We start from the raw sequence: 24,319 nt of genomic DNA, 5'->3' as shown, positions 1-24,319 counted from the left end.
AACAGACATATGTGCAAACATATTATTCTGCTAGATAGAGAGGGGAATTTATTAGAATATATTCTTAAGCACACCTCTTTTAATATAGTTGTTTTAGTGTGCGAATTCAATACAAAAACGAATACCCTATTAGAATCCCATCCACATAGACTCACCCATACCCTAAACTATCAAGATCTTCTTGAGATTCAGCACTGCACTCATATTGACTATAATCTTATCAAGCAAATGAAGTTTATTCAAATAGATATAGAAACAATGCTTCATCGCGTTATACTCAATAACCCTATCGCTAAAGATATTTATTATCAATATCTCTCATTTTTTGCAGAGATTTTTGAAACTTACCAAATTGCATTTGTTCTCAATGCAGAAATGATCCTTGCTACACCTCACCATCTCATTCCATTTGGATTGGCAAAACTACGCAATATTCCATCATATACACTTGAAGAACTTTATGGTCAGGTTGCACTTTTTTATTATAATACACGCGAGAATTTAGCTTTTGATACATTCAACAAGCCAAAGTATCCCATCAAGGAGCAATGTTTTTATCCATACAATACTCACGCAACAAATCCAAATACGACTTTAAAAGATAGAGTTAAAGCCCTATTCTATAAAATTGGCGGAGCAATGCTTGTGGAATTTATTTCTTGTATGAAAAACCTAAGCTTTAAAAGATGTTTTTTAAATTTAGAATACAATTACTTCCAAAAACTCTATTCACTTTTTAAACACAAGCAAATGCATAGATATTATAAAAGACACTCTCATATACCCGATCTCAATGAGAATTTTATCTATTTCAATCTCCATCTTGAGCCTGAGGCTGCCATTATTGGTAGAGCACCTCTTGAAGCACAACTTACCCTTATTAAAATGACAGCAAATGCTTTGCCAAAAGGCTGGAAACTCTATGTTAAAGAACATCCTCACCAGCTATTAATGAATGATAGTCTCACAGATTATTTTTTACACAATATTACTTTTTTTAAAAATATTGAATTTTACAAGCATATCGTCCTTGTGCCAAACACGATACTTGTGTCGCTCCAAGTAAGCTCAAAGGACCTAATCGCTCACTCAAAAGCTATTGCAACCTTCAATGGAACTGTGTGTTTAGAGTCGATTGCTTTTCAAAAACCTATCATTATGTTTGATTCTGACTCTAGTCCTTATCGCTTTTTAAGCAATACGCTTCATATTTTTTCCTATCAAGATTTGCAAGAAGCTATAGAAAAAATCCAAAAAGGCTTTCCATACAAGCTTGACGAAAATGAGGAATTTGCAAAGCTTGATCCATATATTTCTAATATAACAAGCCCACATTTTTATGACAATCTTCTTGCTACAATCACAAAACATAGTAGCAGTGTGTCACAAGGAGAAATATAGTGGATCTTGCCCCTATTATACTTTTTGCCTACAACCGCCCAATACATCTATCCAAAACACTTGAAGCACTAAAATCTAATACATTGGCCAAACAAAGTTTGCTTTTTGTTTTTTTGCTGATGGAGAAAACCCTGAAAAAAAGAGAAGGTTTTCAGAAAGTGAGACAACTTCTTAAAGAGCTTGAGATAGAGCAAGATAATTTCGCTCCATTTGCTTCAATTGAGATTGTTTATAGAAAAGAAAATTTTGGTTTGGCAGATTCTATTATTCAGGGCATAAATGCTATTATTTATCGTTTCAACAAAGCCATTATTCTTGAAGATGATATTGTTACCTCGCCTGCTTTTTTAAACTATATGAATGACGCTCTCAATCGCTATGAAAACGAATCAAAAGTATGGAGCATTTCTGCGTGGAGCTATCCTATTGACAAACAAGATTTGGGGATTGCTATTTTTGGCGATCTCCACACTGCTGGGGTTGGTCAACTTGGGCAAATAGATGGCAGTATTTCAAAAGAGATGTACAATGGGCATTGAATAACTTTACAAAAAAAAGACATTGATTATATCAATATTGATGGGTATGCTCCGCATTATTTTCAACAGCTCATTGCCAATCACAAAGGTAAAATAAAAACTTGGGCGATATTTAATTATCTCATTGCTTATAAACATAGTGCTCTCACACTTTGTCCAGCCATTCCATATATTAAACAGATCGGCCTTGACAATAGTGGCACACACTGCGGGGGAGAAAGAGAGATTTTTAATTCTCACATAATAAACACAAAGTTTCCTGTAACCTACCCAAGCACCATTACAAAATCTGCAATTGCCCTTACAAGAATTAAAGAATTTGAAATATCATTAAAAAAATCCATTATTGTCCGCATTCTAAGAAAAATCAAACATTTACATAAAATATATTATCCATTCAAAAATAAATAATAACCACACTTATCCTAATCTCCAAAACCAACAAAAGCTAAAATCATCAAACATTTTGATACAAGGGAGGTGGTACGCCCGAAGGGAGTCGAACCCCTAACCCCCAGATCCGAAGTCTGGTGCTCTATCCAATTGAGCTACGAACGCAAAAAACTAAGAAAAATGGGGTGGGTGATGGGGATCGAACCCACGACCCTCAGAGCCACAACCTGATGCTCTAACCAACTGAGCTACACCCACCATAATAAAAAAAGACTTAAGAAGTGGTCGGGGCGAAAGGATTCGAACCTTCGACCCCTTGGTCCCAAACCAAGTGCGCTAACCAGACTGCGCTACGCCCCGACACGAAGTTAAAAAGGCGTGATTATAATATAACCTCGCTTTTTTGTCAAGAAAATACGCCTTTTCCGCACGGATTTTAGAGTAGATTCAAACTTGAAATCTACACCTTACCCAACAATCAACTGCGTAATCTTATACCCCACAAAAGCAAAAATATACGATACCACGCTTGTAAAAATAAACAAATACGCAATAAACCGCTTTCCACCCGCCTCCTTGCCAAACACAATACTTGCCGCAAAACAAGGATTATAAAACATAATAAACAAGATAAAAGCAATAGCACTTGGCAAGCTAATATTCTCTTGTAAAATCTCACGCAAAGGCATATCATTATTTTCATCAATATCTTCACCTAACACATACAGTACACCCATACTTGAGATAATCGTCTCCTTTGCCAACAGCCCATTCACAAGTGAGACAGAGATTTTCCAGTCAAAGTCCATAGGTGTGAAAATCGGCTCTATAAACTTCCCTATCCGTCCTAAATAACTCTGTTCCACCTTGTTTGATTGATAAGTATGTTGAATATTTTCTATCTCATCTTGTATAGACTCTATGCTTCTATCTATATACCCATCTTCACACATCACAACAGAAGCACCCCATTCCGCACTACCATCAGCATTCCTATGCTCCCACTCCTGCACACACCCTTCTTTACCCCTTTGCTGCTCCAATTCCGCAATCTTAGATTCTAGTGCGCTCACTGTCTCATCTGTCTGCTGCTCTAAGGTCTCATTATGGGGAAACTGCGTCCCCACCCAAATAATCACAGAAGCAAGAAGTATAAAGCTCCCCGCCTTTTTGACATAGCTTACCGCCTTTTGCCACACACTAAAGGCAATCAGTCGCAGACTTGGCAAACGATATTTTGGCATCTCCATTACAAATGGCTCATCATCTCCCCTAAAAGCTGTCAATTTTAGAATCTTAGCCATACATAATCCTACTAATGCCCCAAAAATATAGATTCCATACAGCACATTCCCCGCCACGCTTGGAGTGAAAAACGCCCCGATAAATAATGTATAAACAGGCAGCCTTGCCCCACAACTCATAAAATTAATAATAAAAAGTGTCAGCATTCTATCATTGCGATTTTTGAGCATTCTTGTGCTCATATATGCTGGGACAGAGCAGCCAAATCCCGTAACGAGTGGGATAAAACTCTTGCCGTGTAGCCCAAACTTGTGAAAAAAGCCATCAAGCAAGAACGCCACTCTCGCCATATATCCCGTACCCTCAAGTAGCACAATCCCACAAAAAAGTATCAAAATATGAGGCAGAAAGCTAAGCACTGCCCCAACCCCAGCAATAATCCCTCCAGATAGCAAAGACGCTACAAACTCATTAGCAATATACCCTTGAATCAAATCGCCAAAAGACGCCATACTCTCTTCAATCCACACCTTTGGAAACTCGCCTAAATAAAAAGTAACCTGAAACAAAAGCCACATCAAAAACAAAAAAATAGGAATCCCAAGATAAGTATTCAGCAAAATCGCATCAAGTCTTTGTGTGATAGAGAGCTGTTTTTTAGCGTTCGTGCGGCTAGATTCCATACTTGCACCCTTTGCAAAGCTAATGCTATCATCATTAAAAATATCCTGCACATTTTGACTTTGAAACTGCTTGTAAAGCTGCTGTGTGCATTTATTAACAAATTCACTAAGCTCCACCCAGCAACCCTTATCGTGCAAACTTTTAGCAATAAAATTATCCTGCATAAGCAGCTTAATAGCAATATCCCTTAGACTTCTCACTCCCCTATGATTAAGTGCCAAAAGTCGCTCTATATCCTCATAATGCTTTTGCTCCAAAAAATCTTCAATCTTGCCTATTTCATTTTCTAAAAAGTCAGCATACACTCGCTTATTTGGCTCTAAAGGCTCATTAGCAATGTGAATGAGCCTATCAAGCAAAGTCTCTAGATTCTCCCCATAAAACGCCGATACACTCACACATTCCACACCTAGAATCTCGCCAAGCAACGCACTATTAATCTCAATGCCCTCCTTTTTTGCCTCATCGCTCATATTGAGAGCTAGGCACATTTTGCTTTGTAATTCCATAAGTTGCGTAGTTAGCAACAAGCAACGCTCCAAATTTGTAGAATCTAGCACATTTAAAATCACATCATATTCTTGCGTTTCCAAAAACTGCTTTGTTATCTGCTCCTCAAAAGAATATTCATTTAAAGCATAAGTCCCGGGCAAGTCAATAATCCGCAAAATATAGCCCTTATACTCAATTCTTGCTTCTGCTTTTTCAATCGTAACACCTGTGAAATTCCCCACCTTTAAATGCACACCGCAAATCTTATTCACAAGTGAGCTTTTGCCAACATTTGGTTGCCCAACGCATACTATGGTAATTTGTTTCATTATAATTCCTTGATGATTTTGCGTGATTGTAACTAGATTCAAATATACTGTCAATAAAATTAATATTTATTCTTACTTATACTGAAATATCGTGTGCCAAGAAAACAACCTATACATCAGCCCTTAGCACAAAGTGATGTTTTCTATAAACTCAATATGCCCACCTTTGATGATAAGTGCATCAAGGCAATACTCTTGCGTGAGATTCTGCGTTGAAAGATAGAATCCTATTGTGGATATAAGCTTTTCAATCTTGCTTGGCGTGATGTTATAAATAGGCTCAAAGCCACTTTTAGCCCCAACACTCGCACTTTTGACTTCAATAAAATGTAAGATTCCATTTTTTGATACAAAAAGAAATGGTGGGTCTAGGCTTCAATTAGCCTAATCTTCGATAATATAAGGCACGGAGCGCACACCCGTATCAGCCACAGCTTGTGTGAGCTCTTGGGCTAGTTTCGTATCCATACTTGTAGCTTTTCTTTTTGGCTCATAGAGTTTGGCTAACATCGCAATATCTTTAGCTTGATTGCCACTTTTGTTTTTCAACGCATTAGCAGCCTTCAGCATAGAATCTTCGCCCAAAAAGCCAACGACTAAAAGCTCTACATTGGCATCTTCTAGCCGTTTATTCAAATTTGCAAACTCCTTTTGGCAGTAAGGGCAATTCGCATCAGAGACGACATAAATCGTCTTTACCCCATTTTTTTGAGATTTAAAGTGGAAAACATTGGCACTTTGCTTTTTAAACACCTCTTGCAACTTAATATTAATCTTTGCCTTTTCTTTCTCATAAAAATCTTTATAGAATCCCTGAATCTTAGTCTGCACCGCCTTATCCTGTATAAGCAACGCATTAGGCTCAAAGATAAACTTCCCATCATTTGTCGCTAGAAATGGCACTTGCTGATTATTCACATCAATGATTATCATACTTAGCCCACTTGCCAAATCACTGCTTGAGATAATGCTCCCCTGCACGGAATTAGCCTGTAAAGTCTTTTGCAGCTCCGCCTTATCCGCCGCACTATACGCCACACTCAAAGCACACAGCATACTTATAGCAATTTTTGTTTTCATACTGCTCCTTTTATTTTTTTAAGACACATTATAACGATGATATTGTAATGATTTAGAATCTTTAAGTCTCTGGCGTCTCTTGTGGAGATTCAATGGGCTTAAGATAGCCATTTTCAAGCAAAAGCTCCACGATATGCTTAAAGATTGGAGCGGCTGTTTTACCGCCATAATAATCATCTTTTATATCAGATTCAAATGCCACAACGCCGATTGTGTAAGAGTTTGTCTCATCTTGAGCAAATCCAAAAAACGAGCCATTATATTTTGTATCATACTTGCCACCACTTGCAATTCTTGCCGTGCCTGTTTTACCCCCGGTAATCACCCCATCAACTTGGGCTACTTTAATCACCTTTTGCACAACGCGGATAAGCGTATCATACACTTGCTGCACAACATCTGGCGATAAAATCGCTATTGGCTCAAGCTGCTTTGGAATATATTTTTCCCCGCTTGGAGAGGTTACATACTCACTCACTCTAGGCGTTACAAGGTAGCCTCCATTGTTAAAAATCGCATAAGAACGCAAAAGCTGCATAAAAGTCGCTCTCATACCATAGCCATAGCTCACACTCGCACGATACACTTCATTATTAAAAGTCCTTGGGCTTGGCACTAAGCCTGTTTTTTCATAGGGCAAATCAATGCCGCTTAGCTCACCAAAACCAAAGGCGTGCAGGGCAGTGTGGTATTCCTTTGGATTGAGATTTTGAGAAATTTTCACCATTCCTATATTGCTTGAACGCACGATAATATCTTCCACACTTGCACTCTTTAGCGGGTGTGTATCGCGGATAGTGTAGCTTTTAAGCTTATAGTAACCATCATTAAGATCAATGACATCACTTGGCTTTACCATACCCTTTTGCAACAAAATCGCATAGATAATTGGCTTAATCGTGCTGCCGGGCTCATAGGAATACTCAATAGCATTGAGATTCAAATTTGGATAGTCTTTTTGCTGAATGCTTTTGGGATCAAAGCGATTAGAAGTCGCAAGGGCTAGAATCTTACCCGTTTTAGAATCCATAACTCCAGCGATAATCTCACGCACTTTATAACGCTTTTTTGCCTCATCAAGTGTCAGCTCAATCTTTCTTTGCAAACTTAAGGGTATGCTTAGTGTAATATCAAAACCATCTTGACGACTTTGGATACTCGCTCCCTTGTTGGCAATAACATTAAAGCCCACATCTCGTTTGCCTATAATCCTGCCATCTTGCTTAGCGGAGAGAATATCATTATAATATTTCTCCACTCCCTTCACGCCATCAACACGCGTGATATTTTGACTTTCAACCTTGCGTGTATAGCCAATAAGTGGCTCTAAGATATTTTTATAAGTGTAGATTCTATTATTACCACTCACTTCAATGCTTAAGCCCATTTTTTGAATCACTCTGCCCTTTTTGTCTTCATACTCTCTAAACACATCGTAGCGGATAAGAATGAGATTAAGATTCTTAAGGTGAGTAGCGATTGTGGAATTAAGCGTATAGGATAAAACCACATAGCCTTTTTGATTTATCTTTTTGGCTACTTCATCTTTTGGAATCCCGCTATATATGGAAAAAAGCGTAATAAAAAGCTCTTTTTTATCCGGATCAATACTTTGGGTATTCACACTTGCTTTGTAGAGCTTATCGCTATATGCGATTTCAAATCCATCGCTTGTATAGAGACTGCCACGGACTGAAGTATCACTCTTTGTAGCACTAAGATTTGGAAGTTTTCTAGGGGTTACTATCTTAACATACGCAATGCTTAAAAACACAACGATGCACAAGATGAGTAAGAAAAAAACAGATATAACAACACCTGTTTTTTTGGGATAATACGCCACAAATGCCCTTAGATTTGAGTTCTTAGGATTTCTTTATAGGCATTAATGGCTTTGTTTCTCACTTCAAGCATTACTTTCATACTATTTTCCGCACGATTAATCGCAATAGCCGCCTGATGCAAGTCTTTTACCTGCCCACTTGCCATATCTGCTAACGCCTTTTCTGAAATTTGTTGCTCAGTATTCACCTCTTGGATAGAGCTTTTAAGCGTATTAATAAAATCAAGCCCATCTTGCCTATTTTGTGTGTTTTCTACTTTTTGATTACCAATAGGCTGAATGTTGTTTGTAATCACACCAAATTGATTAGCCATTTACTTCTCCTATGCTTGAAACATCGTAATGGCATTGCTTGCCATATTTTTCGCACTTTGAAATGCTGCGACATTCGCTTGATACGCACGAGTTGCCTCTATTAAATCGGCCATTTCCACAACAGGATTAACATTAGGATACGCAACATAACCTTCAGAGTTCGCATCTGGGTGGCTTGGATCGTATTTCATAAGTGGCTCCCTATCATCACGCGCAATCTTTTGAATATAAACGCTCATTATAGCAGGTTTTGGCTCTTTTCCCAAATCGCCCTCATTTAATGGATCTTCATATTTAAGTTGTTGATTATTTTTTCCCAATTTTTCATTTAAGATTTTATTAAAATCAAACGCACGAAACACCACTTCTCTCCTACGATAAGGTCCGCCCTCATCAGTGCGTGTAGTGTTAGCATTTGCAATATTTGATGAGATTGTATTGACACGCACCCTTTGAGCTGAAAGCCCATATCCGCTTATATCAAAACTTGATAAAAACATCTTCACTCCTTAGCTTCATTAAATATTTCTTCCAGAATCCATAGCATAGGAAAAAATCCCCTTATGCCGTCGCAACGCACTTGTAAGTGCTTGATACATTGTGCTATTTTTACCCATTTCACTTGTTTCTACATCTAAATCCACGCTATTGCCATCATTTTTTGCCAAATGTCCATCACGCCAAAACATAGTCGCACTATCTTTCACATTGCGTCTGCTATCAAGATGTCCTTTGGCAGTTTTAGCAATATCAAGCTTGTAGCTTCGCTCCCCCGTGCCAAAAATCCGCTTATTTTCACGCGCTAAATACTGCTCAAAATTCACATCTTTTGGACGATAGAAAGGCGTATCCACATTAGCAATATTTGAAGCAATCATATCTTGCCTGATTGAGCGGTAATCAAGTGCCTTATACACGACAGAATAAGCTTTAGAAATATCTGCAATAGCCATTTTAGCCCCTTTTCATCATATAGATTCTAGCTTTATAACTCCAAGAAACAAAGCAAAATATATTCCATTTTTACCTTATTTTGAATAACTTAACAAATCTAAGATGAAAGAATTTAACTAAAAAATCAAAATTACAATATGTAGTTTAACTTTTTGTGTTAGCATTCTGCTTTACAAAAATCTCAAATTACAAGGTGAGTTTATGAAAAAATCATTTCTTTTCACTTCAGAATCTGTAACCGAAGGACATCCAGACAAAATGGCAGACCAAATCAGTGATGCGGTGCTTGACTACATCATTGAGCGGGATAAAAATGCGCGTGTAGCGTGTGAGACGCTTGTAAGCAATGGCTTTTGTGTCATCGCAGGTGAGCTAAAGACAAGCGTATATGCCCCTATGCAAGAAATCGCTAGAAAAGTCGTGAAAGAAATCGGATACACAGACGCACTCTATGGCTTTGACTATCGCAGCGCAGCGGTGCTAAATGGTATCGGTGAGCAAAGCCCAGATATTAATCAAGGTGTAGATAGAGCCGATGGCGAGATAGGTGCAGGCGATCAAGGGCTTATGTTTGGCTATGCTTGTCGTGAGACGCCCTCTCTTATGCCACTACCTATTTGGCTCTCTCACCGTATTGCAGAGGGCTTAGCAGCAAAACGCAAAGATGGCACACTGCCCTTTTTACGCCCAGATGGCAAGTCCCAAGTTACCGTGCGTTATGAAGATGGCAAACCTGTAAGCATTGATACAATCGTTATCTCAACGCAGCACAGCCCAGAAACACAGCAAAGCCATTTGAAAGATTCAGTTATTGAAGAAATCGTGCAAAAGGTAATCCCGCAAGAATATCTCAACGATAATATCCGCTATTTTGTCAATCCTACGGGCAATTTTGTCATTGGCGGACCACAAGGCGATGCTGGGCTAACTGGGCGTAAAATCATCGTGGATACTTATGGTGGGAGCTGTCCGCACGGAGGCGGGGCATTTAGCGGGAAAGACCCTAGCAAAGTGGATAGAAGTGCGGCGTATGCGGCACGATATGTTGCTAAAAATCTTGTAGCAAGTGGTGTGTGTGATAAAGCGGTGGTGCAGGTAGCCTATGCGATTGGCGTGGTAGAGCCTGTGTCAATCCTTGTAGATGCGCAAGGCACGGGCAAGGTGGAAGATTCTGTGCTGACAGAATGCGTGAAAAAAGTCTTTAGACTAACCCCAAAGGGCATTATAGAATCACTTGATTTGCTTCGTCCCATTTATCGCAAAACGGCAGTGTATGGACACTTTGGACGAGAATTGCCGGAATTTTCTTGGGAGAAAACAGATAAGGTTGAGGCGATTAGAGATTTTTGCGGAGTGAAGTAGTATGTAGGGTGCTAAGCCTTACTCTACCTTACAACAAGACATTAAAAAGGATTTAATAAAAATAAATTTCAAATCTATTGAGCATAAATTCAAAGCAATCATTTGCGATGTTAAGCATTTATACAAATACAATACGCCTAATCATAAGCTAAAAGATATATTTATTTGTCAAGAGCATGAAGATATAGCTGATATGGTATTGCAAGCAGAAAGAGATATTATCCTTACTTCTCGACAAAGTCATTTTAAAAATATGAGTAAATATCTCAAACTTTTGCAACCAGCAATACTTGATAATCTTACAAGAATGAGGGGGGGGGGTTGTGAAAAAGATTTTAAATTCTATGGCGGGGTTTATAGCGTTGCTCTTGTGAAATATCCCCTAGCAATCCGCCAGAGTGGATAAATACAAGCTCCCGCCCCTGAAACCTCTCCAAATGCTTCTCTATCACGCAAAAGCCCACGCTATCATAGATTAAATCGCACACTAGCCCCCTGCTTTTAAGGTATTCCCTCATCTGCCAAATCTCTTTTTTTGGCTTGGCAAAGGCAAATGGGGCTTGTAAAATAAGCGGGGGCGTAAGACTATGAGCTAAAAATTTTTGCTCCAAATCCCCCTTAGCACAAGCTAATACCACCAAAGACGCATTAGGAAAATAAGAATCTAATGCCTTTTTTAACGCCATTACGCCAACACCACTCCCGCTTGTATAAAAAATAATAGGGCTACCATTAATATTTTCAATATTTTTAATGCTTACAATGCTATGAGATAGCTCTTTAGCTAAGGCATTCATACCTTTTTGTGCCAGATTCACACTTCCACCTTGTGAAATAAAAAGGGCATTGTCGTAGCTTAGAGTTTTAGCATAAGATTCTAGCTTAGCCACACTTGAGCCAAAAGGCAGTGTATGAGGCGTCATACCAAAGCTTAAAGCCATTTGAAGATTCCCGATAGGCTCACCATAAAAAGAGGGCATCACATAGTGAAATGCCACACCCTTGATTGAAGCAAGGTAGGCAAGAGCAAACATCGCATTAGACTGATTGCCCCCATAGCTTATCCAAACCTTATGTGTAGAATCTAGCAGTGAAAAGAATTTCCGTGCCTTGTTGCCATTGCAATATGTGTGGATACAATCATCGCGTTTAATCCAAAATCTACGATTAAAAATCTCTCTTTGCTCCACAAAAGAGCGTGAAAAATCAAGATTCACTTTTTTCATTCTTTAAGCTTATTTGCCTAGGCAGAATGTCCCAAAAAGCTTATCAAGGAGTTGCGAATCTTCATAGGGGTGAGTGATATTTGAAAGGGCGGTAATGCAGTCGCGTATATGATATGAGAATAGCTCTAGCTCACCAAGATTTAGCACATCATAAGCTTTAGTGATAGAATCTAGCACATTTTTTAAACTCCCTAGCTGGTAATGTGAAGTAAGGATAAGGCTATCTCCCCCACTATGCGTGTTTATGATAGTTTTTAAAGATTCTATGACTGCCTTTGCCCCGCCAGATTCTATACTGATATATAAAGGGCTTTCCTGCAAAACATTAGGATTTTGTGCCACAAACTCGCTTAAATACTTAGTATCAAAGGCTAAGGGCAAATCGCTCTTTGTCAAAACAAGCAAAATATGCTTATCTGTATGTGCGGCAAGTAAATCTAAAATCTCTCTATCCTTTTCATCAAACGCCCTTGAGCTATCAAAAAGTGCGATAATCACATCGCTTCTATCTAAAGCCTCTTTTGTTTTGGCAATACCGATTTGTTCTATTGCATCGGGGCTTTGGCGTATCCCAGCGGTATCCACAATCCGCACGATTACACCTTCTATCTGCAAACTCTCTTCAATCGTATCACGCGTAGTCCCCTCCACATCACTCACAATGGCTCGTTCATACATAAGCAGGGCATTAAGCAATGAGCTTTTACCGACATTTGGTTTGCCTACAATGCTAAGCGTATAGCCTTCAATCACACCAAGTCGCATAATGGAGACTTCATATATGTGCTTAAAGCAAGATTCTAGCTCCTGCAAAGAATCTTGCATTTGTGTAATATAATCCTGCTCCACTTCCTCGCTATAATCAATATTCACTTCACTAAAGGCTAGAAGGGTTAAGAGCTTTTCGCGATTTGTCTTCACAAATTCACTTAGCTCCCCCTTAAGCTGTCGCATTAGAATCTTGTTTGCTTCAAGGCTTTGGGATTGTATGATTCCAGCAATGGCGTGAGTTTGAGCTAAATCTAGGCGTCCGCCCAAAAAGGCGCGTTTGGTAAATTCACCCGCATTTGCAAGTCTCGCTCCAAGCCTTAAGCAAAGCTCTACTATACTTTTGGCACTGCTTATTCCGCCGTGGCACTGCACCTCGCAAACATCTTGTGTCGTGTAGCTATGTGGCTTTGGGAAAAATAGCACAATGGCTTCATCAATAGCAGTATTTTCATCATAGATTTGGCATAAATGAGCATAGCGTGGCTTAAGGGAATCTCTATGTGTGAGTTTTAAGGCGATATTATAGGCAAACTCCCCACTTAATCGCACAATGCTAATCGCCCCAACCCCTACAGGTGTGGCAATAGCAACAATGGTGCTATCGTCTAAAATTGTTGATGATGATGTATTTTTCATCTGCCTCATTTTGTCGCACAGAGACATACTTATCGGGGAATAAATCCCGCAATTTACTTAAAGCAATATACACCAAGATTCCATCAAGTGTTTTTGTTTGCGCCCTACCATTAAGCTCTACAAGTCGCACAATATCTTTGAGATACACATCAATCATCTCTTCTTGATTTTTCAAAAACTCCGCAATTTCAAGGCGAAGTGCGTAGCCATACTTTGGGTTAATCCAATTAAAAAGCAAGTATGAAAGGGCTTTGTAGCGATAACCTCTCTCCCCTATCAGCAAGGCACAATCACGCCCATCAATGTAGATATAAAGTGTGTTGTCATCATACATTTTCACTTCAAACTGATGAATCTCAAAGGGCAGGAACGCAAATAACGCTTCAAGCTCCTTGCGGATTTCAGCTATATTTGCTGCATTATCCTGCTTAGAATACATAGGCTTTGGTGCTTCGTAGAACTTTTGCGTTTCATGCTCTCTTGATATTTCATAGCTTTGTGCACCCCAAACTGATTGTGAATCTAAGCTATAATCATCTCCACGAGATTGAGATTTTTCCTTTGGAGCAGTATTTTCATCTAAATCACTTGCAGATTCTATAAAACTATCTTGTGGGTATGAATTTTTATTTGACTGCTTTGTAGCTCTAGGATTATCTGTATTGCTTGTTTGAGCAAAATGTGTTTGTGCTGATTTAGAATGAGAGTTGTTACCCTTTGTCTCAACAACAATAATAGCTTCCTTTTTGCCTAAGCCCAAAAAACCACTGCTTGGATTTTGGATAATCTCATATTCTAAATCTGCCACAGAGCAATTTAACTCCGTTGATGCTTTGATAAGGGCAGCTTCTAATGTTTTTTCTACAATCTTTTTCATTTTCTCCCCTTTTGTTTTTTGTGTGTCTCTTTATGAGATTCTTTGTTATGCTCGTGTTTCTCGTGGTGCAGGGCGATCTCTTTAGCCTTTTTAGATTCCATAACCTTATTAATCAACATTTGTTGAATGATTGAGAATATATTATTCACCGTCCAATACAGCACAAGCCCCGCAGGGAATGGGAATATAATAAAGAAAATCGTAAAAACCCACGGCAACATCTTAAAGATTTTCTCTTGCATTGGATCCGTGAAGTTTGATGGAGTAAGTCTTTGAGAGACATACATACTTAGCCCCATAAGCACAGGTAGCACAAAATATGGATCAATAGCCGATAAATCATCAATCCACAAAATCCAAGCCGAGCTTTTCAGCTCCACAGCATTATGCAACACCCGATAAATAGCAAAAAATACAGGAATCTGCAATATAAGCGGCAGACAGCCACCTATGGGATTTGCCCCGTGTTTTTTATATAAATCCATCATATGTATTTGTAGTTTTTGTGGATCATCTTTGTAACGCACTTGCAACTCTTTCATCTTTGGGGCTAAATCTTTAAGCTTTTGCATAGACACCATACCACGATATGTCAAAGGATACAGCACCACACGCACAATCAGTGTCAAAAGCACAATCGCCCAGCCCCAATTTCCGCATAAATCATACAAATACTCTAAAAGCAAGAAAAGCGGTTTAGCAAAGAATGTAATACGCCCATACTCCACCACACCAGTGAGATTTTCATCAATACCCTGCAAAACTTTATAGAATTTCGCCCCTATGTAGCCGGAAAACTCCGCATTCCCCACAAATCGCACATAGGGCATAGGATTATGTGCATTATCACCACTCACTACGACATACAAGCCTTTTTGTGCTTGTGTGAAAAATAAGCTTGTATAATACCTATCCACACTCGCTACAAAGCTAGATTCTCGCATATCCATAGCTTGTTTTGCCAAGTAGTCAGCTGTAGCATCACTATCTTCTATCTTTGTTAAAACGCCATCATTGACATTGCGTGTAACCACACCCCTAAACGCATAAGTATCAGGATCGGCCGTGGGACGCATACCATTGCTTACAAAATATTCTATATCCGGTTTATTGAGTTCTACTCGCACATCATAACGCAAATTTGGGTGAATGGTGAGAATCTTTTTTAGCACCACATCGCCGAGATTCTGCGTTAAAGTCAGCTCATAAGGAGTATTGCCTAGCTTAAAGTGTGAAACACTCGCTACATAAGGCGTTTCAAATGCCTTTTTATTAAGCTCTGTATCGGTAAAACGCACCTCCATTGTATGAAGCTGTGAATCCCCAAAAAGTGAGAGCTTATCTCGCTCTGCTTTAGCTTGAGACTTAAAGCCTAAAACCTCGCCTATCATACCAAAAAGGCTTTGCTGCTCGTGGCGTGTGAATTTCTCATCTTTAAGATACACTTGCTTAATCCGCCCTAATGCGTCAATCTCAATCTCAAATTCATCAGATTCTATATGGGCGATAATGCGTTGTTTAAGGGATTGTGGTGTAGTAACAGGAGAGATAGAATCTGCAGATTCTATTGCGGGGCTAGAATCTTGTAAATTTTCTAGTGTGGGTTGGGAGGTTTGCGGAGCGGTTTGTGCTTGAGATTCTGTTGTCTTTTGTGTATTTTGGGCTTGTGAAGTGTGTGTCTTTGGCTTTTGCGGGACAAAATACGCATACACAGCAAAAAATGCTATGGATAAGCCAACGGCTATAAGCACACGCGTAAGCGACATACCGCTATCTTGTTCATTTGGACGATACATTATATTACCTTTATTAGAGTGATTTAATGATATAAACTCGCATAGTGTAAGTTTTTTTGAAAACGCTCATTATACCTAAAAAAGCTTTATTTGTGCTAGGGACAAACCAATATTTCACATTTTTTGGCGTGAAGATGATGTTTTGAAAAGATAAAGTAGCTTGTGGATAGGCTATGCCTCCGCTAAAAAGCTGATTGCAGGTTAGGATTCTAGCAAGGGATTTGAATGCGGCTAAAAAGGGATTATCAAACTTTAAAAGCCACATTGCATATTCCGAACAGCTTGGATAATAGCGACAAGCCCCAACGCTCAAAGGTGAGACAAACCTTTTATACACCCTCACTAAAAAAATCAAAATCCATCGTGGAATCTCAACAAACGCACAAATATAAATCCTATATATCACGCACATTTAGATTCTCTTTGTGTTATTTGGGGGAAATTTTTGCGATTTTGCCCCACTTTGAATAATTTTAGAATGAATGACTTTAGAACAAGCAAATAGTATATCCCTTTGTAATGTGGCAAAATCCGCTAGGATAATGCTCTCTCTTGCCACGATGACAAAAATATAATCCTGCAATTTGGTGCGATTTTCATACATAATCGCCTTAAGCCGCCGCTTCAGTAAGTTTCTCACACACGCCTTGCCAACCTTGCGTGAAATGCTTAAGCCCACATAGACTTCTGCATTATGCGAAGAGAGTGAATCTACAAACTTTTGAGTGCGGAAATTATTAGGCTTGATGCTTGAGATTTGAAGTGCGTAAAGCACGAAGTTTTTATGAAAGAAACGCTGTGCATTTTTATAGATAAAGTCAAATTCTGTCTTATTTTTAAGAGAATCTAACCTCATCTACAAAGCTTATACTGAAAGTCTTTTGCGACCTTTTGCCCTTCTTGCGTTAATAACGCGTCTTCCATTTTTTGTTTTCATTCTTGCACGAAAGCCGTGAGTTCTCTTTCTTGGCGTAGTGTGTGGTTGATAAGTTCTTTTCATATTGTTGCCTTAAAGTTAAAATCAAAGTCGGCGATTATGCCGAGTTTTTACTTAAAAAAAGGTTATTTTGGCTCAAAATCTTTGCTGATCTCAAGGATTCTTAGCAAGTCCTTATTTGCCTTTGTGATGACGCGAAACTCCACCCGTCTTGATTTGTCATCATCTTCTAAGGGCTTGGCAAAAGACAGCCCATTGGCACGAAACACCTTAATCAGCCACTCTTTGTGCGAATCTATCTTTTTAAGATTAAAACAATACTTTAGCACTTCTAATGCCCTAGCTTGTGAGAGTTCAGCATTACCCAAATATCGCTCTTCTAGCGTTTGAGCTGAAAACCAACTCTGCGAAGTATGCCCCTCTATGCGAATTTCTTCAATACTATCTTGGAATTTTGGCAGGGAAAGAATCTTCACATATCGCGGGAAAAAATCATCTAAAATGTCCTGAAACCGCTTCTTAACCTGCTTTGCCCCTGTATCAAACAACACTTCTGGCTCATTAAAGCGAATGGTATTATCCTCATCAATGTGTGCGTCCCACTTTTTTAAATCTTTTTCAAACTCTTTAAGCAACGCCTCATACAGCTCTTGTTGTAGATTAGAATAATTTTGTGCGATTTCACTCATTGCTTCATTCAACTCTAAAAGTTTTTGATTTTGGATTTTCAAATCCTCTTGCGTTTTTTGCGTAATCAGCATAAAAGAGACCATAATCAGCAAAAATATCATCATAATCCCCGCCATCATATCTGAAATGCTTATCCACTGATTATGCTTCATTATTTATCCTTTGCCTATTTGCCCTTGCTACTCCCCTACTGCCTTGAGCCGATAAGCTCACGCACACGCCGCAAAAACCACTCATAATTCTCCTTGAAATTCTCCATACTGCCCTGCATTGAATCATCAAGGCTAGTAAAAGTCTCTCTAATCTCATTTTGCAAGGACTTATTCCCTTCCACATTTTCTTTCAAAAGATTCTCCACATTGCGGTAAAGCTCAACAAGCTGCATACTATTATGCTGAATCTGGGCGTTAAGATTGCCTAGATGTGAAAGAAGATTATGCTGCAAGTCGCCAAAGTCTTTTACCACTTGCACACCCATATCTTTGGGAATTGCCACAGAATCTTTTGTCAGCTTTTGCAGAATCTTCAAATACTCTGTCGCAAGTTTTTTTAAGAAATTATTCACCTGCTCATATTGCGTATTAAGATTAGAATCTGTCCTTTGTGCGAGTTCGCTTAAGGCTTCTACCCTTGCTTTGATAATCTCCTGCTCTTTTGTCATTACAGAATCCATACTCGCACTCAAAGTTGAAAGATACATCTCCTGCATATTTTTCATACCCTTTGACATATCTTGCATAATGCTTTCATTATGGCTATTTAAACGCGACAGGCTAGATTCCAAACTCTCTACAATGGCACTATGATTTGTGGCAATATGCTCTCGCAGTCTAGCAAACTCCGCGACATTATGTGTGCTAGATTCTCTATTTTGTTCTATATTTTTCTCTAGCTCTTTGCTCAGTGTTTGTAGCTGTGTATTTGCTGAATCTAAAAGCCCTTTGAGTAGTTCTCCACTCTCATTAGCAAAGCTACTGCATTGTGTGCGGAAAAGCAAGGTGTGATTATCCAAAATCTCTGTAAGAGAGGTGGTTGCTTCTTTTGAGCTAGATTCCATAAATCGTCTAAGATTTTCCATACTCTCACTTGCGTGTTCATCAAACTTGCTAAAATACTCTTTAATGCCCTCTTCAAGTTTAATACACTGCTCTTTGGCTTGGGTTTCAAGTGTAGCAAAGCCCTGTGTCGCACCCGCAAAAAACTTCTCCATATCAGCAAGGCACACTTTGGCATTTTCCCCCAATGTGGAGATTTGCTGAAGTTGAGATTCTAAAATCTCGCCCTTATTTTTCATCTCTTCAATCACCCTAAGCGTTTTGGCATAAAATTCCATTGCACTTTTATTCTGTGCTGTGATAGATTCTAAAGTCGCTTGAGTTTGCCCCATAGCCTTTGTGCTATCTTGTAGGGCATTTTGTGTTTGAGACAATAACGCTTGGCTTTGCTCTACATTATCCCTGTAATTATTCTGCCATTCAAGCAGTTTGCCAACAGCGCTATTAAGCTCTTTAAAATTCTCTCCAAACTGATTTTGTAAGTTTTGATTAAAGTCTCTAATCACAAGCTCCAATGCGGCAATAAGCTCTTTTGAAGCCCCTGAAGCAAGTTGCTTAATCGCCTCTTGCAAGGAGGTGTCAATCTTTTTTAAGCTAGATTCTAAAAGGGCGTTTGTTGTGGTGTTGATTTGAAGCATATCACTTTTTGTAGGAAGCTCTATTGTTTTGCTATTTAGCCCCTCCATACCCTTTTCTATGCCTTTAAGGTAGCTTAGATTCTGTGCTTGATTAAGGATATAATCAATATTCATATCTTGTGTGCTTTTAATGTCCTTTGATCTTTGAATGATTGAAAGCGTAATGGCAAGTCCCATACCCGCAATAGAGGTGTAAAACGCCGTCTTTAATCCATCAAGTAATAAAGGCACAGAATCTTGCAATGCCAAAGTATCAAAGCCCATAAGCCCCACAAAAATCCCCACAAAAGTCCCAAGCACCCCAGCACTCATAATAATTGCCTTAAAATCCTTATGTGTAGGCTCACCAAAAGTCCTAAAATCCCACACAAAAAGCCCCACCATAATGATAGTAAAACAAATATTAATCAGCCAATTTATCTCTTGCATACACGCTCCTTGCCTTTATTTTTGCTCTGTGATGACATAGACATCATTTATCCCCATATCACGCAGCATTGTTGTAATTTTAAGAAAAAACTCCAAATCACTCTGTCTATCCCCACGAATAATAATCTGCGTATTTTTATCAAATTCACTTAAATGTGTCCTTAACTCCTCTAAATCCAACGCCCTATCATCAAGGTAAAACTGCCCTTCTTTATTGATTGTGATACTATGCGTATCCTTTTTATCAGCATTATTTCCCTGTGTATCTTCAATCTGCGGGACATCTACTTGAATCCTGCTCTGCACGACAAAAGAAGCACTTGTCAGCACAATCACTAGCAACACAAGCATAATATCAATAAAGGGAATAAGGTTAAGTGAATCTATCTTTTTCATTTTCTCCCCCAAAATAACACTACAAATACCATACACGCCATAGAATCTAGTCTGTTACACATCATATTTGCTTACCACCTTTGGTGCGTTGTGTGATGAGTTTAAAGGATTATGCGTAATATCCCAAAGTGAAAGCAACACCTCAGCTTTGCGCAACAAAAGATTATAAAATACAATGCTCGGTATTGCAACGACTAACCCCGCAGCCGTGGCTTTTAACGCAAGGGCAAGTCCTGCCATAATGCTTTGTGTATCCACAAGCGAGTTTGAGCCAATCTCAACAAAAGTTACCATAATGCCAATAACCGTTCCCAAAAGCCCCACATATGGTGCGTTTGAGCCAATCGTAGCAATCAATGTCAAACGCTTATGTAAGAGTAATTCCAATACTCGCTTGTCCTTAAACTCCGCAAGGTTAATCTTGCGATACAGCCACCACCGCTCTAATGCCACGCCAAGCACCACAATACTTAAAAACAGCAAGATTCCAAGCACCCCATAATCAACAATTTCTTTCACATTAACTCCTTTGTGTGATGTTGTGGAGATTCTCACACATACTAAATCTTTTTCCCATAGTCTTTCATATTTGCCCTAGCCTCTCTTTCAAGCGTTTTTTTCTTTATACTCTCACGCTTATCATAGAGCTTTTTCCCACGCACAAGGGCGATTGACAGCTTGATTCTATTTCTTTTGTTTAAATACATACTTAAAGGCACGATGGATAGCCCTTCCTTACTCACACTGCCAAAAAGCTTATCAATCTCACTTCTATGAAGCAAGAGCTTCCTTTCTCGCCGCTCATTTGGCTTAAAATGCGTAAAAGTCGTTTCCAAAAATGAAATATGTGCGTTAAACAAAAACGCCTCCCCACGCACGATTCTCACAAAGCTATCTTTGAGATTAACCCGCCCAGCACGGATACTTTTCACCTCGCTACCAAGCAAAGCAATGCCAGATTCTAAAGTCTGCAAAATCTCATAATCAAAAAACGCCTTTTTATTCTTGGCAATGATTTTTTCCTGCATTACCCCTCTCCCTTAAGCTTAAAAAAGCTGCTGCCACTGCCGCTAAAATACCACCCTTGCCCTAGCTCATCTGCCACTTCTTTTAAATATGGATAGCACACACACGCACTTTCAAATAAATCATTCAGCTCCGCTACATCAGGTTGAGATTCTAAAATCTCTTTGCTTTCCATACAAAACCACCGCGTAGTTGGCAAAGAATACTGCCTAGACTTATCGCGGATAGAATCTGCAAATGCCTTATACACGCTCTTTGTATCGCAAAACAAGCTCGGCGTGTAAATCTCGCACTCTAGCACAGATTCCTGCATAGATTCTATTCTGTCCCCCTTACCGCTGACATTTGCACTCATTAATCCACTTGCAAAAAAGCTCACATCAGCCCCGATATGTTTAGCAATGCCTACTAGCTCATCTTCTCTAAGTCCCAAAGATAGAAACTCATTTGCCCCCCTAAGAAATGTCCCCGCATTTGCACTGCCCCCACCTAGTCCCGCACCTTGTGGAATCCTTTTTTGCACCTCTATATGTAAAGATTCTAAGCCTAATGTCTCCCTGCCTTGTTGGCTTAGATACTCACTCAAAACGCATTTTGCTTTGAAAATAAGATTTTCCTGTATCTCGCAGCCAAAATCACCCTTTATGCAAAAGCTATCTTTTTGCGTGATACACATCTCATCATACAAGCTACCTTGGGCTAAGACAAAGCGTGAGTTTAACATATGGAATCCCGCCTCAAAGCCCACGATTTTTAAAAAAATATTCACTTTTGGATATACACGGAAAGTCATTTAAAGCCCATTATTGCATTTTGTGTTTTGTTTTAAGAAGGGATTTGATTTGCGTTATGGCGTTTTTATCCATAACTTGAGAGGCTTGTTTATTTTGCGTTGTAATCGCCTCTTTGAGCTCCCCGCGTAAAATCACACAAGATTCAGGAGCGGAAAAGCCCAGTCGCACACTGCCTTTATCAATAGAAATCACCTTTATTTCAATCTCATCGCCTATCATCACACTATCATCTTGCTTTCTTGAAAGTATTAACATAACTCAATCCTATTCACAATATATTCTACGCTACCATCACTCAAAACTTGAATTATAGAGAAAAAATCATCAAAACACACTATATATTTGCCTTTTTCTGTATTTTTTAGCAAAATCTTTTTACCACAACACATATCATCATAAAATTTTTGCATATTTTCTAGTCTCTTATAGGGCAAAAACTCAATGGGATTTAGAATCTTTAATCCTTGAGTTTGGCTCACACTCATTTCCCCCTCACTCGCACGCTCTAGATGTGATAATACCCCATTCACCCCAAGATTTTCTGTTATCATCGCTCCAATACTCCGCACATACGCCCCCTCACTCACACTCACTTCAAAATGCAAAAATGGGTGATTATAATGCAGTAGCTTTATATCATAAATTGTCATTTGTGTTTGTGAGAGTTCAAACTCTTCGCCCCTCCTTGCAAGCTCATAAGCCCTTTTACCATTAATATGCCTTGCGCTAAATTTTGGCGGAGTGTAGCTCAAAGTGCCCCGCAGTGATTCTAGAATCTCGCTGATATGAGCCTTGCTCTGCTCTTTTACACATTCAACCAAAGTGATATGTTCAATATCTAGGCTTAATGATTTTGCCCCAAGCCACAAAGTCGCCCTATACACTTTAGGCGTTTTTTGCAAATGTGGAAAAAGCCGCGTATAGCTCCCAAAACCCACCACAAGCACACCTTGAGCAAATGGATCAAGTGTGCCTAAATAGCCACCTTTTTTTATACCAAAATGCCTTTTTAATCGCCCAAGATACGCATTTGAGCTGATAAAAGGTGGTTTATATGCCGCCACAAGCAAAGATTCCAAATCTTATTCTCCATTTTTAAGCTAAATTTAATAAAAACATTATTATAACTTAACTTTAATATTTTTTAAGAATGCTTATGTGGCTATGGCAGAATCTTAAATATTCCATTTGATACTATTTGACAAAGGGCAGCTGTGGAAATTTACCTTGAAAACAACACACTTATCACCTCAAAGACAGATTTAAAAGGGCATATCACTTATGGCAATGCTGATTTTGTGCGATTTAGCGGTTATAAAGAAGTGGAGTTTTTAAACAAGCCTCACAACATCATTCGCCACAAGGATATGCCTAGAATCGCCTTTAAACTCTTATGGGATAATGTGCAAAATGGCAAGGAATTTTTCGGCTTTGTCAAAAATCTTTCGCGTGAAAAAAATATATATTGGGTATTTGCCAATATCACACCCTCATTTGATGAAAATCACAACATCATCGGCTATTACTCTGTCCGCCGCCGCCCAAGCAAAGAGGGCGTGAAATTTATGAGCGATTTATATGCCAAACTCTGTGAGATAGAATCTAAAGGCGGTATGAATGCTTCCCTAGAGCAGCTTAGCTCAACGCTTAAAAATGCAAATGTCAGCTATGATGAGCTTGTTATCAATCTCCAAAACACCGCTAAAACACAAGGCTACCACTAGAATCTTTAGCGTGCTAGAATCTTTAGCGTGAAAGACATCGCTAAATCTTAGATTCTGCTCCATAGATTCTACCTTTGAGCTTTTACCCCCCCCCCCCCCATATATATATCTTACTTCCCCACTACCTTTACTCTCCCACCCAGCAAATCTCTAAATATTCTAAGCTTTTAAGATTCTTACAAATCCCTCATATACGAATCCACCAAACCCAAAAACTCTCATTTATAATTTTTATTAGATATTATAAAAATGTGTAAAAGAATAAAGCCTAAAATAAGATTCTCTATAAAATACCAAGATGATTTACTCTATTTTAACACCTTTTACCTATCATTAAGGCATTAAAAGCCCTTGTGGCATTCCCTAGTTAGGCGTTTTTTGACATTTTGGTATGACTTGTTTAGATAGAGTTGCGTGTTTTAGGATATTTCAAGCTTTGAAAACGCTCAAAGCACCCACTAGAGGTGGCTTGGAAAAGTCTATTCTAGTGGGACCAGATTTAAGGGGATTTGTATCACTCTAATGTTTTTACTTGTTGTATCAAAATGTCTATCTTATGTCATTACTAGGACTTTGCCAAAGTAGCTCTTTTATTCAATACAAAAACTACAAAAAACTACCAAAAATCACTATGTTAGATTCTAGAATCTGTTTTTTCTTTCTTAGTCTTGTTTGTTGTTTTCTCTC

Annotated in this window: 26 protein-coding genes and 3 tRNA genes; 5 read left to right on the top strand and 24 right to left on the bottom strand. The window is 38.9% G+C overall.

Going from position 1 to position 24,319, the window contains the following annotated elements:
* The first annotated feature begins 9 nt into the window (after positions 1 to 9).
* Both HCN_RS04115 and HCN_RS04110 read left to right on the top strand, forming a co-directional pair.
* A complete protein-coding gene (locus HCN_RS04115; protein WP_014666636.1) occupies positions 10 to 1,401 on the top strand; it encodes a hypothetical protein in 1,392 nt (463 codons plus the stop codon).
* Between the two features lie 158 nt (positions 1,402 to 1,559).
* The gene (locus HCN_RS04110) at positions 1,560 to 1,940 is read left to right on the top strand and encodes a hypothetical protein (RefSeq protein ID WP_158309888.1); all 381 of its coding nucleotides are present in this window, start codon (positions 1,560 to 1,562) and stop codon (positions 1,938 to 1,940) included.
* Between the two features lie 481 nt (positions 1,941 to 2,421).
* Here HCN_RS04110 and HCN_RS04100 read toward each other — a convergent pair.
* The 4 genes from HCN_RS04100 to feoB form a co-directional block, all read right to left on the bottom strand.
* A tRNA-Arg gene (locus tag HCN_RS04100) sits at positions 2,422 to 2,498 on the bottom strand.
* 16 nt (positions 2,499 to 2,514) lie between these two features.
* Positions 2,515 to 2,591: transfer RNA gene (locus HCN_RS04095), tRNA-His, on the bottom strand.
* 24 nt (positions 2,592 to 2,615) lie between these two features.
* A tRNA-Pro gene (locus HCN_RS04090) sits at positions 2,616 to 2,693 on the bottom strand.
* A 107-nt stretch (positions 2,694 to 2,800) separates the two neighbouring features.
* Entirely contained in the window at positions 2,801 to 5,083 is a 2,283-nt protein-coding gene (gene feoB / locus HCN_RS04085) for a ferrous iron transport protein B (protein WP_014666634.1), read from the bottom strand.
* A 93-nt stretch (positions 5,084 to 5,176) separates the two neighbouring features.
* Here feoB and HCN_RS12370 point away from each other — a divergent pair, with 93 nt between their 5' ends.
* Positions 5,177 to 5,299 carry a hypothetical protein gene (locus HCN_RS12370; protein WP_269764004.1) on the top strand — a complete coding sequence of 41 codons (123 nt, stop codon included), beginning with the start codon at positions 5,177 to 5,179 and terminating at the stop codon, positions 5,297 to 5,299.
* A gap of 168 nt (positions 5,300 to 5,467) precedes the next feature.
* Here the strand turns inward: HCN_RS12370 and HCN_RS04080 are convergent, their stop codons facing one another.
* The 5 genes from HCN_RS04080 to flgB all read right to left on the bottom strand — a co-directional run bounded on the left by HCN_RS04080 (position 5,468) and on the right by flgB (position 9,274).
* Positions 5,468 to 6,163 (bottom strand): thioredoxin fold domain-containing protein, encoded by a 696-nt coding sequence (locus HCN_RS04080; protein ID WP_014666633.1) that lies wholly within the window; start codon positions 6,161 to 6,163, stop codon positions 5,468 to 5,470.
* 61 nt (positions 6,164 to 6,224) lie between these two features.
* Positions 6,225 to 8,006, bottom strand: coding sequence for a peptidoglycan D,D-transpeptidase FtsI family protein (locus tag HCN_RS04075; protein WP_014666632.1), 1,782 nt, complete (start codon positions 8,004 to 8,006; stop codon positions 6,225 to 6,227).
* Positions 8,007 to 8,014: 8 nt separating this feature from the next.
* Entirely contained in the window at positions 8,015 to 8,320 is a 306-nt protein-coding gene (gene fliE, locus HCN_RS04070) for a flagellar hook-basal body complex protein FliE (protein ID WP_002956847.1), read from the bottom strand.
* Positions 8,321 to 8,329: 9 nt separating this feature from the next.
* Complete coding sequence (gene flgC / locus HCN_RS04065; protein ID WP_014666631.1) at positions 8,330 to 8,821, bottom strand: flagellar basal body rod protein FlgC; 492 nt, start codon at positions 8,819 to 8,821, stop codon at positions 8,330 to 8,332.
* A gap of 18 nt (positions 8,822 to 8,839) precedes the next feature.
* Complete coding sequence (gene flgB, locus HCN_RS04060) at positions 8,840 to 9,274, bottom strand: flagellar basal body rod protein FlgB (RefSeq protein WP_002956849.1); 435 nt, start codon at positions 9,272 to 9,274, stop codon at positions 8,840 to 8,842.
* Between the two features lie 202 nt (positions 9,275 to 9,476).
* On the opposite strand from flgB, the gene metK reads away from it, so the two are divergent.
* Positions 9,477 to 10,637, top strand: a complete 1,161-nt coding sequence (gene metK / locus HCN_RS04055; protein WP_014666630.1) for a methionine adenosyltransferase — start codon at positions 9,477 to 9,479, stop codon at positions 10,635 to 10,637.
* Between the two features lie 335 nt (positions 10,638 to 10,972).
* Here metK and HCN_RS04050 read toward each other — a convergent pair whose 3' ends face one another.
* The 15 genes from HCN_RS04050 to truB form a co-directional block, all read right to left on the bottom strand.
* The gene (locus HCN_RS04050; RefSeq protein ID WP_014667546.1) at positions 10,973 to 11,863 is read right to left on the bottom strand and encodes a pyridoxal-phosphate dependent enzyme; all 891 of its coding nucleotides are present in this window, start codon (positions 11,861 to 11,863) and stop codon (positions 10,973 to 10,975) included.
* Between the two features lie 9 nt (positions 11,864 to 11,872).
* Positions 11,873 to 13,270 (bottom strand): tRNA uridine-5-carboxymethylaminomethyl(34) synthesis GTPase MnmE, encoded by a 1,398-nt coding sequence (gene mnmE, locus HCN_RS04045; protein WP_014666628.1) that lies wholly within the window; start codon positions 13,268 to 13,270, stop codon positions 11,873 to 11,875.
* The gene (locus tag HCN_RS04040) at positions 13,233 to 14,147 is read right to left on the bottom strand and encodes a Jag N-terminal domain-containing protein (RefSeq protein WP_014666627.1); all 915 of its coding nucleotides are present in this window, start codon (positions 14,145 to 14,147) and stop codon (positions 13,233 to 13,235) included. Before HCN_RS04040 ends, mnmE begins: the two co-directional genes overlap by 38 nt.
* Positions 14,144 to 15,943: a membrane protein insertase YidC gene (yidC, locus tag HCN_RS04035; protein WP_014667545.1), complete on the bottom strand. Its 1,800-nt coding sequence runs from the start codon at positions 15,941 to 15,943 to the stop codon at positions 14,144 to 14,146. Before yidC ends, HCN_RS04040 begins: the two co-directional genes overlap by 4 nt.
* Positions 15,944 to 15,956: 13 nt before the next feature.
* A complete protein-coding gene (gene yidD / locus HCN_RS10825) occupies positions 15,957 to 16,355 on the bottom strand; it encodes a membrane protein insertion efficiency factor YidD (RefSeq protein ID WP_070097431.1) in 399 nt (132 codons plus the stop codon).
* Positions 16,356 to 16,799: a ribonuclease P protein component gene (rnpA, locus tag HCN_RS04025; RefSeq protein ID WP_002956857.1), complete on the bottom strand. Its 444-nt coding sequence runs from the start codon at positions 16,797 to 16,799 to the stop codon at positions 16,356 to 16,358. It lies immediately after the preceding gene.
* Positions 16,800 to 16,808: 9 nt separating this feature from the next.
* Positions 16,809 to 16,943, bottom strand: a complete 135-nt coding sequence (gene rpmH / locus HCN_RS10945; protein WP_002956858.1) for a 50S ribosomal protein L34 — start codon at positions 16,941 to 16,943, stop codon at positions 16,809 to 16,811.
* A 62-nt stretch (positions 16,944 to 17,005) separates the two neighbouring features.
* Positions 17,006 to 17,722 (bottom strand): OmpA/MotB family protein, encoded by a 717-nt coding sequence (locus HCN_RS04020; protein ID WP_002956859.1) that lies wholly within the window; start codon positions 17,720 to 17,722, stop codon positions 17,006 to 17,008.
* A 35-nt stretch (positions 17,723 to 17,757) separates the two neighbouring features.
* Positions 17,758 to 19,692 (bottom strand): hypothetical protein, encoded by a 1,935-nt coding sequence (locus tag HCN_RS04015; RefSeq protein ID WP_014666626.1) that lies wholly within the window; start codon positions 19,690 to 19,692, stop codon positions 17,758 to 17,760.
* 15 nt (positions 19,693 to 19,707) lie between these two features.
* A complete protein-coding gene (locus HCN_RS04010; protein ID WP_002956861.1) occupies positions 19,708 to 20,088 on the bottom strand; it encodes an ExbD/TolR family protein in 381 nt (126 codons plus the stop codon).
* Positions 20,089 to 20,142: 54 nt separating this feature from the next.
* The gene (gene exbB / locus HCN_RS04005; protein ID WP_002956862.1) at positions 20,143 to 20,607 is read right to left on the bottom strand and encodes a TonB-system energizer ExbB; all 465 of its coding nucleotides are present in this window, start codon (positions 20,605 to 20,607) and stop codon (positions 20,143 to 20,145) included.
* A 41-nt stretch (positions 20,608 to 20,648) separates the two neighbouring features.
* The gene (smpB, locus tag HCN_RS04000; RefSeq protein ID WP_014666625.1) at positions 20,649 to 21,116 is read right to left on the bottom strand and encodes an SsrA-binding protein SmpB; all 468 of its coding nucleotides are present in this window, start codon (positions 21,114 to 21,116) and stop codon (positions 20,649 to 20,651) included.
* The gene (locus tag HCN_RS03995) at positions 21,116 to 21,907 is read right to left on the bottom strand and encodes a 4-(cytidine 5'-diphospho)-2-C-methyl-D-erythritol kinase (RefSeq protein ID WP_014667544.1); all 792 of its coding nucleotides are present in this window, start codon (positions 21,905 to 21,907) and stop codon (positions 21,116 to 21,118) included. Before HCN_RS03995 ends, smpB begins: the two co-directional genes overlap by 1 nt.
* A gap of 10 nt (positions 21,908 to 21,917) precedes the next feature.
* Positions 21,918 to 22,163 carry a carbon storage regulator gene (locus HCN_RS03990; RefSeq protein ID WP_002956865.1) on the bottom strand — a complete coding sequence of 82 codons (246 nt, stop codon included), beginning with the start codon at positions 22,161 to 22,163 and terminating at the stop codon, positions 21,918 to 21,920.
* Positions 22,157 to 22,987 carry a tRNA pseudouridine(55) synthase TruB gene (truB, locus tag HCN_RS03985; protein WP_014666624.1) on the bottom strand — a complete coding sequence of 277 codons (831 nt, stop codon included), beginning with the start codon at positions 22,985 to 22,987 and terminating at the stop codon, positions 22,157 to 22,159. Before truB ends, HCN_RS03990 begins: the two co-directional genes overlap by 7 nt.
* Before the next feature lie 135 nt (positions 22,988 to 23,122).
* On the opposite strand from truB, the gene HCN_RS03980 reads away from it, so the two are divergent.
* Entirely contained in the window at positions 23,123 to 23,632 is a 510-nt protein-coding gene (locus HCN_RS03980) for a PAS domain-containing protein (protein ID WP_002956867.1), read from the top strand.
* Positions 23,633 to 24,319: the final 687 nt, after the last annotated feature.

This window comes from Helicobacter cinaedi PAGU611 (genome assembly GCF_000284635.1).
In the GTDB taxonomy this organism is placed as follows: Bacteria; Campylobacterota; Campylobacteria; order Campylobacterales; family Helicobacteraceae; genus Helicobacter_C; species Helicobacter_C cinaedi.
This window is presented reverse-complemented; position numbering and strand designations above follow the sequence as displayed.